Origin of the sequence: Terracoccus sp. 273MFTsu3.1, assembly GCF_000383675.1 — a bacterium.
Lineage (GTDB): Bacteria > Actinomycetota > Actinomycetes > Actinomycetales > Dermatophilaceae > Terrabacter.
Genome location: NZ_KB911823.1, coordinates 245,676 through 259,027 on the forward strand (window position 1 = coordinate 245,676; position 13,352 = coordinate 259,027).

Genomic DNA, 13,352 nt, shown 5'->3' on the forward strand with positions numbered 1-13,352 from the left:
CATGGGAATCCTCGAAGGCAAGAAGCTCCTCATCACCGGTGTCCTCATGGACAGCTCGATCGCGTTCCACGTCGCGAAGATCGCCCAGCAGGAGGGTGCGACGGTCGTCCTCACCTCGTTCGGCCGGACGATGAAGATCACCCAGACCATCGCCAAGCGGCTGCCCGAGACGCCCGTCGTCATCGAGCTCGACGTCGCCGACCAGGAGCACCTGGACACCCTCGCCGACCGTCTGCGTGAGCACGTGGACGGCCTCGACGGAGTGCTGCACTCGATCGGCTTCGCGCCGCAGGGCGCCTTCAACTTCCTCGAGGGCACGTGGGAGGACGTCTCGACGGCGCTCCAGATCTCGGCGTACAGCCTCAAGTCGCTCGCGGTCGCGACCCTGCCGCTCATGTCCGAGGGTGGCAGCGTCGTCGGGCTCACGTTCGACGCGAAGTTCGCGTGGCCGGTCTACGACTGGATGGGGGTCGCCAAGGCCGCCTTCGAGTCGACGAACCGCTACCTCGCCCGCGACCTCGGCCCCAAGGCGGTGCGCTGCAACCTCGTCGCCGCGGGGCCAATCCGCACGACGGCGGCCAAGTCCATCCCGGGCTTCGAGCAGTTCGAGAAGGTCTGGGACGACCGCGCGCCGCTGGGCTGGGACGTCAACGACCCGGAGCCCGCGGCGAAGGCCTGTGCGGCGCTGCTCTCCGACTGGTTCCCGGCCACGACCGGCGAGATCGTCCACGTCGACGGCGGCGTCCACGCGATGGGGCAGTGAGCGCGCAGGTCCACGGATCCTCTCGCTAGAGTCCTGCCCATGCCTCACGCCGGGACCGAGTCCAGCCCCCTGACGACGACCGACCCCGAGGTGGCGCCGGTGCCTGCCGAACCGGTGCGGGTCGACGAGGTCCGGGTGCTCGAGGGGCCCAACCTCTACTTCGCCCGGCCGGCGATCAAGGTCATCCTGCACGTGCCCGGCTTCCTCGAGCTCAAGCGCACCGACGCCGAGGCCCTGGCCCGTCGGCTGGGCATGCGCTCGGCCCGTCCGGGCAAGCGCGGCACCGCCCTGCGACAGCGGTTCGTCATGCGGGTGATCCGCACCGTGACGCGCCGCGTCGGCACCGAGATCGGCGCCGGGCGCCTCGGCGTACGCGTGCGGGCGGGTCAGACCGTCGACGACGTCGTGCTCGCCTTCCCGTGGGTGCATCGCACCCGCGGTCGCGTCGCGGGGGAGCAGTTCGGTGCCGTCATGGCTGGACTGCTCGACCGCTCCCGCAGCGCGGACGAGGTCATCGAGGCAGCCGCGGCCGTCATCCTGGCCGCGCCCGACGGTCCGGGTCCCAGCGTGCTGACGCCGACGGTGCCGGTCGCGTCGGTCACCGGCACCAACGGCAAGACGACGACGACCCGCCTCATGGCGCACATGTGCATGAGCGCGGGACTCAAGACCGCCTGGAGCTCGACCGATGGCGTCGTCGTCATGGGCGAGACGAAAGAGGAGGGCGACTTCTCCGGACCGGCCGGAGCGCGTGGGGTGCTCGAGACGCCCGGCCTCGAGATCGGGATCCTCGAGACCGCCCGTGGCGGCATGCTCCTCAAGGGCATGGGGGTCACCGCCAACGACGTCAGCGTCGTCACCAACGTCAGCGCCGACCACCTGGGCCTGCAGGGCATCGACACCCTCGACCAGCTGGCCGAGGTCAAGGCCATCGTCACGACCGTCACGAAGCCACAGGGCTGGGTCGTCCTCAACGGCGACGACCCCCGCGTGTGGGCCATGCGTTTCGGCATCAAGGCCAAGCCCTGGGCCTTCAGCCTGGACCCCGCATCGCCGGCGCTCTGGGAGTCGATCAACTCCGGTGGGCGCGGCATCACCGTCCTCGACGGCGAGATCGTCGTCCTGTCGCCCAACGGAGACCCGGACCGGCTCGTCAAGATCGTCGACGTCCCGATGACGCTGAGTGGACTGTCCCGCAACAACATCGCCAACGCGCTGGCCGGTGCTGCCGCCGCGCTGGGGCTCGGCGTCCCGCGCTCGGCCGTCGTCGAGGGGCTGCGGACCTTCGCGCCGGACCCCGAGCACAACTGGGGCCGGCTCAACACGTACTCGCTGCCGCTGCCGGGCGGCGGCAAGGCGACGGTCATCATGGACATGGCCCACAACGAGGCCGGCCTCGAGGCCCTGCTCGACGTCGCCCGTGGGCTCGCTGCGCCGGGCGGAGCCGTGCGCCTCGGCCTCGGCTGCGCGGGTGACCGCGCCGACGAGGCGATCGTCGCGATGGGCGAGATCGCCGGCCGCGGCGCCGAGGAGGTCGTCCTCAAGGTCGCGCGCCACTACCTGCGCGGGCGCGAGCCGGAGGACCTGCTCGGTCTCTTCCGCGACGGCCTGGCCAAGGTCGGGGTCCTCGACGTGCCCGGCTACGACACCGAGCTCGAGTCCCTCGAGGCCCTCGTGCCGCACGCGCTCGACGGCGACGTCATCGCGCTCATGTGCCACGCCGAGCGCACCGAGGTCAACGGCTGGATCCGCGAGCACGGCGGCAAGGTCGACGACGCGCGCTCGATCCGCCGCAAGGTCGTCGCCGCGCGCGGCGAGCACGAGCTCGAGGCGGAGATCGCGGGCCTGTGGGAGGGCGACGACGAGCCGGCGCGTCTCGCTGCCGCCCAGGAGCTCGTCGACGGCCACCCGGGCGACCCGCGCCTCGTCTTCGAGCTCGCCGGCGTCAAGGACGCGATGGGCGACGAGCAGGGCGCCATCGGTCTCTACGAGGAGGCCCTGGCGGGCGGCCTGCGCGAGCCGCACCGGCACCGAGCGCAGCTCCAGCTGGCCTCCAGCCTGCGCGTCGTGGGCCGGACCGCCGAGGCGCAGGGCCTCGTTGCCGACGTCCTCGAGGCGCGGCCGCACAACACGGCGGCGCTCATGCTCAAGGCGCTCGTGCAGGCCGATCTCGGCCAGGAGCGACAGGCCCTCGCCGACCTCATCCGCGCGACGCTCGAGGCGACGACCGACGTCGACACCCAGGCCTACCGCCGTGCCCTGCGGGCCTATGCCGACGAGCTGGCCCCCGTCACCGACTGACCCCCGTCACCGACTGGCCCCCGGGTCCGGCCGCAGCCCCGCCGCTGGGCTCCGCTCGTGAGAGGGCCCACTCGACCTGGTGCCGGTCGGGTGGGCCCTCTCGCGACCTGCGTCAGATGGCGGTGTCGTCGGCGTGGTCCGGCTGGGACTCCGACGGGACGGCGCCGAGCGCCTCCTCCTCGGCCTCGTCGCCCTCGGCCTCGGCGGTCTCGGTGAGCGTGCTCGGGTCGAGGTCGGGGTCGCTCGTGGCCGCCGCTGCCGTCCCGATGCGGGCACCCGCCTGGGCGTGCTTGGTGCGCTCCTCGAGCTCGGCGACGACGAGGGCGTGCTGGTCGACGCACATGACGACGAGGTCGCCCGGGTTGGTGCGGGCGAGCACGTGCCGGGTGGCGTCGAGCTCGTCGAGGACGATCTCGACCTGACGGCAGCGGGCGCCCTCCTTCATCGCGGCGCGAGCACCCTCGGCCACGAGCTCGGCCGTCTCGCCGGGCTTGCGACCGCGCAGGCGCTCGTCCTCGCGGATGACGATGACGTCGAAGTGCTGGGCCGCCACCGCGCCGAGCTCGCGCATGTCGTCGTCGCGTCGGTCACCCGCAGCGCCGATCATGCCGATCCGCGAGGTCTTGCCGAGGTCGGCCTGCCGCTGCTTCTGGTCGGCGTAGCGGTCGACGAAGGCGCCGAGCTCCTTCATGCCGGCCGCGTTGTGGCAGTAGTCGACGAACACGTCGGCGTTGTTGACCTGGACGAGGTTGAGGCGGCCGGGGGAGAGGTAGTACGTCGTCGCGAAGGTGCGCAGGCCCTGTCGGATGTCGTGGAGCGGGGCTCCCGCTGCGAAGGCGGCGCCGGCGGCGGCGAGCGAGTTGGCGACGTTGAAGCGCGCCGCACCACCGAACGTCGACGGGAGCAGGTGGGTCCAGGCGAGCTGCATGCTGCGCCGACCGTGCTTGATGACGATCATCTCGCCACGCTCGCTCGGCTCGAGCACGACCGCACGGCCGCCGCGGCGGCAGTAGTCGTCGACGAACTCACGCGTCTCGCTGCCGGGCTCGGCCATGGAGAACCAGACGATGCCGCCCGAGCACCGTCGGCGCATGTTGCGCACGTTCGGGTCGTCGGCGTTGAGTACCGCGAAGCCGTCACGCGGGACGGCCTCGACGATGACGGCCTTGACGTCGGCGAGCTGGCGCAAGGTGTCGATCCCCTTGAGCCCCAGGTGATCCGGAGCGACATTGGTGACGACCGCGATGTCGTTGCGGTCGTAGCCGAGGCCCTCGCGGAGGATGCCGCCGCGGGCGACCTCCATGACGGCGAAGTCGACGCGGGGGTTCTGGAGCACCATCCGGGCCGAACGCGGGCCCGAGGCATCGGCCTTGATGACGAGCCGCTCGTCGATGACGACGCCGTCCGTCGACGTCATCCCGACCTTGCGGCCGAGGCCCTTGAAGATGTGGGCGATCATGCGCGACGTCGTCGTCTTGCCGTTCGTCCCGGTGACGGCGACGATCGGTACGCGTGACTGAGCGCCCGGCGGGAAGAGCAGGTCGACGACGGGCTTGGCGATGAACTGAGGCTCGCCGATGGTCGGGTGCGTGTGCATGCGGAAGCCGGGGGCCGCGTTGACCTCGCAGATCGCGCCGCCCGTCTCCCGCACGGGGTAGGTGATGTCCGGGCAGATGAAGTCGATGCCGGCGACGTCGAGCCCGACCATGCGGGCGGCCTCCTCGGCGATCTCGACGTTGTCGGGGTGCGCGTCGAAGGTGCGGTCGATCGAGATGCCACCGGTCGACATGTTGCCCGTCAGGGCGAGCTTGACCATCTCGCCCTCGTCCGGCACCGACTCGGTCGTGTGGCCCTGTCCGGCGAGGATCTCGATCGCGTTGGCGTCGACCTTGATCTTCGTCAGCACCTTCTCGTGCCCGACGCCACGACGCGGGTCGGCGTTGGTGATCTCGACGAGCTCGGCGACCGTGTGCGTGCCGTCGCCGATGACGTGTGCGGGCACGCGCTCGGCGATCGCCTGCATCCGCCCACCGACGATGAGGCAGCGGTAGTCGCGACCGGTGACGAAGGACTCGACGATGATCGTGCCGCGACGCGACTCGGCCTTGGCGATGTCGTAGGCCTTCTCGACGTCCTCGTCGCTCATGAGGTTGAGGCACACGCCGCGGCCGTGGTTGCCGTCGAGCGGCTTGACGACGACGGGGAAGCCGATGCGGCGCGCGGCCTCGACCGCTCCTCGCAGGGTGCGCACGGCCTCCTGCTTGGGCACGGGGAGGCCGGCGGAGCCGAGGAGCTTGGTCGTGAGGTCCTTGTCGCTCGCGATGTCGACGGCGAGCGCACCCGTCTTGGAGGTCATCGTGGCCCGGATGCGCTGGGCGTGCACGCCCTGGCCGAGCTGGACGAGCGAGGCGGAGTTGAGGCGGATGTAGGGGATGTCGCGGGAGGCGGCCTCCTCGAGGATGGCGGCCGTCGACGGACCGAAGGCGACTCGCTCGGCCTGGCGCAGGAAGGCGTTGAACTCCGTCTCGAAGTCGAAGCCGTCCTCGGGCCCGACGAGGTGGTTGATGAGGCGCACGGCGAGCTTGCCCGCGGCGACCCCGACTGTCTCGTCGGTGTAGCTGTAGACGACGTTGTACTGGCCCGGCTTGCCCTTGACCGCACGGGTCTTGCCCCGGCGGGAGTCGTGGCCGGCCAGGGTCTGCAGCTGGAGGGCGACGTGCTCGGCGACGTGGCCGAGCCAGGTGCCCTCGCGCAGCCGCTCGATGAACCCGCCGCGTCGGCCGAGCGAGCAGGTGTGCCGCTCGAGCCCGGGGACGAGCTCGACGAGCCGGTCGGTGAAGCCGGGCAGCGAGACCGTGGGGTACTCCTCGAGGCTGCCGAGGTCGACGACGAGGTGGACGGCCTGCTGGTAGGACCAGACGTTGGGTCCGCGGTAGATCCGGGTCTCGAGGATCTTCAGGTCCGGTCGGGCCGGGCCTGTGGGGGTGGGTACCTCGACGGCCATGGATCTCCTCCTACGGGGTCGTGCGGGACGTGCCGTGCGGCATACCCGTCGACCGTTGGTGCGCTTCGGTGCGGTTGGACGAACGGACTCAGTGAGCGGCGCTGCTCGTCGACGAGCGCGCCGCGCGGACCTTGGCCGGGACGACCGCACCCTCGATGTCGGGGTGACGCTCGACGAACGCGGTCAGCTCGACGTGGTCCAGGTCGAACGTACTGCCCGTGGGCAGCGAGTGCACGACCGCGCCCGAAACGAGCAGGGGCGCACCGCGACGCGCGTCGGGGGCGTCCGTGATGGCGTTGCGGGCGTTGACGACGAAGATGGAACCGGCCCCGATGACCGACATGACCGTGCCGCCACGGATCTCGGCGGCGGTGTTCTCGTCGATCCCCATGCCGAGGAGGTTCGGCGAGGCGGCGACCATGGACATGAGCCGACCGTAGCGCCCGCGCTGGTCGAAGTGCTGGTCGATGATGACGTCCTCGACGAGCCCGAGGCCGGCAGAGATCTGGCTCGCCCGCTGCTTGGGCGTCAGCCCCTCCTCGCCGAGCGAGATCATGTAGCGGCTCATGATCGAGGCACCGGCCGACGTGCCGGCGACGACGGCGCCGCGCTCGTAGGCCCGGACCACGGCGTCGCCCACGGGCGTGCCGACGATGTTCTGGGCCAGCTTGACCTGGCTGCCGCCGGTGATGAACACGCCGGTCGCGCTGTCGAGGGCCTCGACCATCGCCTGGTCGTTGGCGTCGCGGCGGGTCTCGGGGTGCACGACGGAGTACTCGCCGCCCCGCAGCCGGGTGAAGACGTCGCGGTACGCCTCGGAGACCTCGTCGGCGTACGACGACGCCGTGGGGATGAGGACGATGTGCGACCGCCGGCCGCCCGCGAGCTTCACGAAGCGCTTGAGCACGACCGACCGCCCGATCCGGTCCTCGGCACCACCGATGATGAGCAGCGTGCGGCGGACGCCGTTCGCGTTCGGGGTTACGGACGAAGGGGCCACGGACTGCATCGCGCCAGCCTAGTGACCGGCGTGCGGGACGGGCGGAGCCTGGGTCGGCGTGCCGTCGTCGAGATCGGCCTCCTCGATCTCCTCGCGGGAGATGCCGAGCAGGTAGAGCACCGAGTCGAGGTAGGGCACGTTGACCGCGGTCTGGGCCTGCTCCTGCACGATCGGCTTGGCGTTGAAGGCGACTCCGAGGCCTGCGACGTCGAGCATGTCGAGGTCGTTGGCGCCGTCGCCGATGGCCACGGTACGGCTGAGCGGAAGACCCTCCTGCTCGGCGAACTCGCGCAGGGCGCGAGCCTTGCCGGCCCGGTCGACGACCTCGCCCACGACGCGTCCGGTGAGGCGGCCGTCCTCGATCTCGAGGCGGTTGGCCCGCGCGTGGTCGATGCCGAGGTCGTCCGCGAGCTCGCCGACGATCTCGATGAACCCCCCGCTGACCAGACCCACGGTGAAACCGAGGCGCTTGAGCGTGCGCACGAGCGTCCGTGCGCCCGGGGTCAGCTGCACCGACTCGCGCACCTCGTCGAGGACCGACTCGGGCAGGCCCGCGAGGGTCGCCACCCGGGCCCGCAGGGACTCCTCGAAGTCGAGCTCGCCCGCCATCGCACGGGCCGTCACCTCGGCGACCTCCGCCTCTCGGCCGCTGTGCGCGGCGAGCAGCTCGATGACCTCCTGCTGGATGAGCGTCGAGTCGACGTCGAGGACGACGAGTCGCCGGCCCCGCCGGGCGAGCCCGCCAGGGGCGACGGCGATGTCGATGCCTTCCGACGTCGCCACGAGAGCGAGCTCGGTGCGCAGCGACGGCAGGTCGGCGCCGGAGATGTCGAACTCGACCGTCGTGACGGGGTAGCGCGAGAGCCGGCGGATGCGGTCGATGTTGGCGCCGTGGTCGGCGATCCGGGTCGTGACGAGCGAGACGGCGTCGGCGCTGAGCGGCGCACCGAGGACGACGACGGCCGCGCGTCCCTGCCGCGAGCGCGCGTTGACGCCGGTGCCCTCGACGACGGTGAGCGCGAGCCCGAGGCGGTGGGCGGCGACGGCGGCGGCGTCGCGCAGCTGGTCGACGTGGGCGCCGGGTCGCAGCAGGACGGTCAGGGTGAGGTGTCCGTGCACGACGACCTGTTGGATGTCGAGGACCTCCGCGTCCACTCCCGACAGCGCCCCGAGGAGCGTCCCCGTGACACCTGGCCGGTCGTCGCCCGTCACGGTGACGCTCAGGGTCTGGATGTCCGTTCCGTCCGTGCTGTTCACTTCGGTCACCCGCGTCAGGGTAGTGAGCGCGCGTGCGCTCCCGCGTCACCTTCCGGCATACGGCCGGTGACGTCCGTCGTGCCGGAGGGCGTATGCCGTCCGCTGGCGTCGGGCGGGAGTCAGCCGAAGGCGCTGAGCAGGAACGCGAGCGCGAAGCCGAGCATCGTCACGAGCCCCACCAGGCGCCCGGCGTGCTCGGTGGCCTCGGGCATCATCGTGTCGGCGAGCATCGTGATGATGGCGCCCGCCGCGAACGTCTGGATCCCCGCTACGACGGCCGGCGACGCACCCTCGAGCAGGACGTAGCCGAGACCGGCGGCAAGACCCGACACCACCATGACGACGAGCCACAGGAGCAGGATCTGGCGCGCGGAGCGTCCGGCCCGCTTCAGGCCGGCGCTGGCCGACATCGACTCGGGGACGTTGGAGAGGAACACGGCCGCGACCATGGCGATCCCGACCTCGCCCCCGCCGAGGACGCTGACGCCGATGGCGGCCGACTCCGGTACGCCGTCGAGCAGGGCCCCGAGGACGAGCGCCATCGCGCCCGCACCCTGCTGCGGGCCTCCGGTCGGGCTCTTGCGCCGGTGGCCACCTCGACGGTCGATGAACCAGTCGCCGACGAAGAAGACGACCGACCCGCTGACGAGCCCGACGACGACGGGCGCCGCTCCGGCGGAGTGGAACGCCTCCTCGGTGAGCTCGAAGGCGACCGCGCTGATGAGCACGCCGGCACCGAAGGCCATGACGAGGCCGATGACGCGGTACGACGCGCGGGCGTAGAGCCCGAGGAGGGCGCCGACGAGGAGGGCCGCGCCACCGACGAGCCCCCAGAAGGTCGCGGTCAGCACGTCACGACGCGCTGACCCCGTTGACCTCGTCGCGCCACTGGAGCAGGTCGCGCACGCGCGCGAGGTCCGGGTCGGCCGCGGCGACGCTCGCCGTGAACAGCCGGGTCCCGACGTCGTGGAGATGCTGGGCGTTGCTCGCGTAGTCGCCCGACTGGTCGGGGTTGCGGCCCGGCACGAAGGCGACCCCGGCCGACCGCTCGATCTCGAGGGGGTCGCGGTCCCGGCGGGCGCACCACTCGTCGAGGACGCGGTGCTTGTGGGCGATCTCGTCGGGGCCACCGAAGCCGTGCCAGATGTCCGCGTGCTCGGCGACGATCCGGAGCGTCTTCCTCTCGCCGCCGCCGCCGATGAGGATGGGGATGTCGCGCGTCGGGGCGGGGTTGAGCCGGGTCCACCGGTCGCGGATGACCGGCAGGTCGCGCGCCAGGTCGTCGAGACGCCCGCCCGCGGTGCCGAACTCGTAGCCGTACTCGTCGTAGTCGAGCTGGGCCCATCCCGAGCCGATCCCGAGGATGAGGCGCCCCTCGCTCACGTGGTCGACGGTGCGCGCCATGTCGGCCAGCAGATTCGGGTTGCGGTAGCTGTTGCACGTCACGAGGGCGCCGATCTCGACGGACTCGGTCGACTCGGCCCACGCGCCGAGCATCGTCCAGCACTCGAAGTGCTGGCCGCCACGGTCGCCGCTGAGCGGGAAGAAGTGGTCCCAGTTGAGCAGGACGTCGACACCCATCTCCTCGAGCGTCGACGCCGTGCGTCGGATCTGGGCCCACGTCGCGTGCTGCGGCGGGATCTGGATCCCGACCCGCGCCGGTCGTGAGTCCGTCGCGCTGACAGGGGGATTCGTGGCGGTGGACGTCATGAGAAGACCCTCGCAGATGTCATGGAGCGGGACTCGTCGAGGGTGCTCATCGGGTGACGATCTGGCCCTTGCCCACGACGACGATGCCGGTCTCGGTGACGTGGAGGCCGCGCGCCCGGTCGTGCTCGTGGTCGATGCCGATCTGGCAGCCCTCCGGGATGACGACGTTCTTGTCGATGATGGCCCGGCGGATCTGCGCGTGCCGGTGCACCTCGACGCCGTCGAGCAGGACCGATCCCTGGATGCTCGCGTAGGAGTGCACCTTCACGAGGGGAGAGAGCACCGAGGCGTAGATGTGCGCGCCCGACACGACGACACCCGGCGAGACCGCCGAGTTGAGGGCCTCGCCGATGCGGTCGCCGCTGCCGTGCACGAACTTCGCCGGCGGGTAGGGGCTGTGGCTGGTGTAGATCGGCCAGTCGTAGTTGTAGAGGTTGAAGACCGGGTGGATCGAGATGAGGTCCATGTGGGCGTCGTAGTAGGACTCGATGGTCCCCACGTCACGCCAGTAGCCGCGGTCGCGGTCGGTGGCGCCGGGCACCTCGTTGTTCTTGAAGTCGTAGACGCCGGCCTCTCCGCGGCCGACGAAGTAGGGCACGATGTCGCCGCCCATGTCGTTGCTGCTCGCCTCGTTGTCGTGGTCGGCGATGACGGCCGCCTCGAGGGCGGCGGCGGTGAAGACGTAGTTGCCCATCGACGCGAGGACCTCGGCGGGGTTGTCCGGCAGTCCCTTGGGGTCCTTCGGCTTCTCGAGGAAGGCCGCGATCTTGGACGGGTCGGCGTCGTCGACCTCGATGACGCCGAACTGGTCGGCGAGCGAGATCGGCTGGCGGATGGCGGCGACGGTGCAGGCCGCACCCGTCTCGATGTGCTGCTCGACCATCGCGCTGAAGTCCATGCGGTAGACGTGGTCGGCACCCACGACGACGACGATGTCGGGCCGCTCGTCGTGCATGAGGTTGAGGCTCTGGTAGATCGCGTCGGCGCTGCCGAGGTACCAGTTCTTGTCGACGCGCTGCTGCGCCGGGACGGTCGTGACGTAGTTGCCGAGGAGCGTCGACATGCGCCACGTCTTCGTCACGTGCGCGTCGAGGCTGTGCGACTTGTACTGCGTCAGCACGACGACCTGGAGGTAGCCGGAGTTGACGACGTTGGACAGGGCCAGGTCGATGAGGCGGTAGATGCCGGCGAACGGCACGGCGGGTTTGGCCCGGTCGGCGGTCAACGGCATCAACCGCTTGCCCTCACCGCCAGCGAGCACGATCGCGAGGACTTTCGGACCAGCAGCTGGGCTTCGTCGGGCCATGAGCGCCACCCTAGGGCAGGCATCCGGCCGCCGACAGGTTCAGCACGCAAGATCGGCCGAGCTTTCCGCTCCGCGGGATGGCTGCGGCACTAGGGTCGGAACGTGCGCGTCGACATCCTCAGCAAGGAGTACCCGCCGGCCATCTACGGAGGTGCGGGTGTTCACGTCGCAGAGCTCGTCCGGGCGCTCCGCGACCGCGGCGACATCGACGTCCGGGTGCGCTGCTTCGGCGCGGCGCGTGACGAGGCCGGGACGACGGCGTACGCCGATCTCCCCGAGCTCGCGGACGGCAACGCCGCGATGCAGACCCTCGGCGTCGACGTCAGCATGGCGGGCGACTGCGTCGGCGCCGACCTCGTCCACTCCCACACCTGGTACGCCAACATGGCCGGCCACCTCGCGTCGCTCCTCGGGGGCATGCCGCACGTCGTGACCGCCCACTCGCTCGAGCCGATGCGCCCGTGGAAGGCGGAGCAGCTCGGCGGAGGCTACCGCGTGTCCTCGTGGGCAGAGCGCACCGCGTACGAGTCGGCTGCCGCCGTCGTCGCGGTCAGCGCGGGCATGCGCGAGGACATCCTCAAGAGCTACCCGTCGCTCGATCCGGCGCGGGTGCACGTGGTGCACAACGGGATCGACTCGCAGCTGTGGTCGGCCGACCGGTCCACGGAGGCCACCGAGATCGTCCGGCGCCACGGCGTCGACCCCGACCAGCGGTCGGTCGTCTTCGTCGGGCGCATCACCCGCCAGAAGGGTCTGCCCTACCTGCTCCGCGCCTGCGCGCTGCTGCCCCCCGACGTCCAGATCGTCCTCTGCGCGGGTGCCCCCGACACCCCGGAGATCCTCGCCGAGGTCGAGGGGCTCGTGAACGAGCTGCGATCGCAGCGTGAGGGCGTCGTCTGGATCCCCGACATGCTGCCCCGCAACGAGGTCGTCGCCCTGCTGAGCCACGGCACCGTCTTCGCCTGCCCGTCGGTCTACGAGCCGCTCGGCATCGTCAACCTCGAGGCGATGGCGTGCGAGCTCGCCGTCGTCGCCACCGCCACCGGCGGCATCCCCGAGGTCGTCGTCGACGGCGAGACGGGGTGGCTCGTGCCGATCGAGCAGGTGCAGGACGGGACCGGGACGCCGGTCGATCCCGACCAGTTCGTCGCCGACCTCGCCGCTGCTCTCACCGACGCCGTCTCCGACGTCGACCGGGCCCACGCGTTCGGTCGCTCGGGGCGCCGGCGGGCGGTCGACTCCTTCTCGTGGGCCTCCATCGGCGACCGCACGCTCGAGGTCTACCGCTCGGTCCTCGGCGGCTGAGTCGCTCCACCTCGCGTAGGTTGGAGGAGGCGGACCACCGCCGCAGCCGGAGAGGAAACACCATGAGGAGTCGACTGGCAGGCCTCGTGCTGCGCCTCACCGGGTGGACCGGGGTGGGCGACGTGCCTCGCACCGGCATCGTCGTCGGTGCACCGCACACGTCCAACTGGGACTTCGTGATGATGCTCCTGGTCATGTGGCGGGGCGGCGTCACTCCGCGCGTCCTGATCAAGAGGGAGCTCTTCCGTGGTCCGCTCGGGTGGCTCCTGCCGCGGCTCGGTGGCATCCCGATCGACCGCGACAACCCCGGCGACGTCGTGCGGGGACTCGTGCGCGAGGCCCGGAGCGGGGAGCCGTTCCTGCTGATCCTGGCTGCGGAGGGCACCCGGACGAAGGGCGGCTACTGGAAGTCCGGCTTCTGGCGCATCGCACGGTCGGCCGGTCTCCCCATCGCCCTCGCCTTCATCGACGGGCCTTCTCGCACAACCGGGTTCGGTCCCACGATGAGCGCCACCGCAGACGTGGTCGCCGACATGGACACGGTGCGGGCGTTCTACCGCGACAAGCGCGGCATCCACCCCGAGCGGCGCACGGAGCCTCGCCTCCGCGAGGAGGACCAGGCCCGAGCGAGGGGCTGACCCGCGGTCGCGGACGGGTCGCGAATCCGGGGTTCGGCAGGACTCGAGGCGCAAGCCGTGGGACCGTT

10 protein-coding genes are annotated in these 13,352 nt (G+C 71.2%); 4 read left to right on the forward strand and 6 right to left on the reverse strand.

Annotated elements, in window-relative coordinates:
* Nucleotide 1 precedes the first annotated feature (1 nt).
* Both fabI and H283_RS0114055 read left to right on the forward strand, forming a co-directional pair.
* On the forward strand, nucleotides 2-763 hold the full coding sequence (gene fabI / locus H283_RS0114050) for an enoyl-ACP reductase FabI (protein ID WP_020144160.1): 762 nt from the start codon (nucleotides 2-4) through the stop codon (nucleotides 761-763).
* A gap of 39 nt (nucleotides 764-802) precedes the next feature.
* The gene (locus H283_RS0114055; RefSeq protein ID WP_020144161.1) at nucleotides 803-3,064 is read left to right on the forward strand and encodes a tetratricopeptide repeat protein; all 2,262 of its coding nucleotides are present in this window, start codon (nucleotides 803-805) and stop codon (nucleotides 3,062-3,064) included.
* 112 nt (nucleotides 3,065-3,176) lie between these two features.
* Here H283_RS0114055 and cphA read toward each other — a convergent pair whose 3' ends face one another.
* The 6 genes from cphA to glgC all read right to left on the reverse strand — a co-directional run bounded on the left by cphA (nucleotide 3,177) and on the right by glgC (nucleotide 11,341).
* Nucleotides 3,177-6,068, reverse strand: coding sequence for a cyanophycin synthetase (gene cphA, locus H283_RS0114060; RefSeq protein WP_020144162.1), 2,892 nt, complete (start codon nucleotides 6,066-6,068; stop codon nucleotides 3,177-3,179).
* Between the two features lie 88 nt (nucleotides 6,069-6,156).
* The gene (locus H283_RS0114065; RefSeq protein WP_020144163.1) at nucleotides 6,157-7,077 is read right to left on the reverse strand and encodes a cyanophycinase; all 921 of its coding nucleotides are present in this window, start codon (nucleotides 7,075-7,077) and stop codon (nucleotides 6,157-6,159) included.
* A gap of 9 nt (nucleotides 7,078-7,086) precedes the next feature.
* Nucleotides 7,087-8,334, reverse strand: a complete 1,248-nt coding sequence (serB, locus tag H283_RS0114070; RefSeq protein WP_231372286.1) for a phosphoserine phosphatase SerB — start codon at nucleotides 8,332-8,334, stop codon at nucleotides 7,087-7,089.
* A 110-nt stretch (nucleotides 8,335-8,444) separates the two neighbouring features.
* Nucleotides 8,445-9,176, reverse strand: a complete 732-nt coding sequence (locus H283_RS0114075) for a ZIP family metal transporter (RefSeq protein WP_020144165.1) — start codon at nucleotides 9,174-9,176, stop codon at nucleotides 8,445-8,447.
* 1 nt (nucleotide 9,177) lies between these two features.
* Entirely contained in the window at nucleotides 9,178-10,035 is an 858-nt protein-coding gene (locus H283_RS0114080; protein WP_020144166.1) for an LLM class F420-dependent oxidoreductase, read from the reverse strand.
* Nucleotides 10,036-10,081: 46 nt separating this feature from the next.
* A complete protein-coding gene (gene glgC, locus H283_RS0114085; RefSeq protein ID WP_028785591.1) occupies nucleotides 10,082-11,341 on the reverse strand; it encodes a glucose-1-phosphate adenylyltransferase in 1,260 nt (419 codons plus the stop codon).
* Between the two features lie 102 nt (nucleotides 11,342-11,443).
* Here glgC and glgA point away from each other — a divergent pair, with 102 nt between their 5' ends.
* Together glgA and H283_RS0114095 are read left to right on the forward strand one after the other, a co-directional pair.
* Nucleotides 11,444-12,646 (forward strand): glycogen synthase, encoded by a 1,203-nt coding sequence (glgA, locus tag H283_RS0114090; protein ID WP_020144168.1) that lies wholly within the window; start codon nucleotides 11,444-11,446, stop codon nucleotides 12,644-12,646.
* A 62-nt stretch (nucleotides 12,647-12,708) separates the two neighbouring features.
* Nucleotides 12,709-13,284 (forward strand): 1-acyl-sn-glycerol-3-phosphate acyltransferase, encoded by a 576-nt coding sequence (locus H283_RS0114095; RefSeq protein WP_028785592.1) that lies wholly within the window; start codon nucleotides 12,709-12,711, stop codon nucleotides 13,282-13,284.
* Nucleotides 13,285-13,352: the final 68 nt, after the last annotated feature.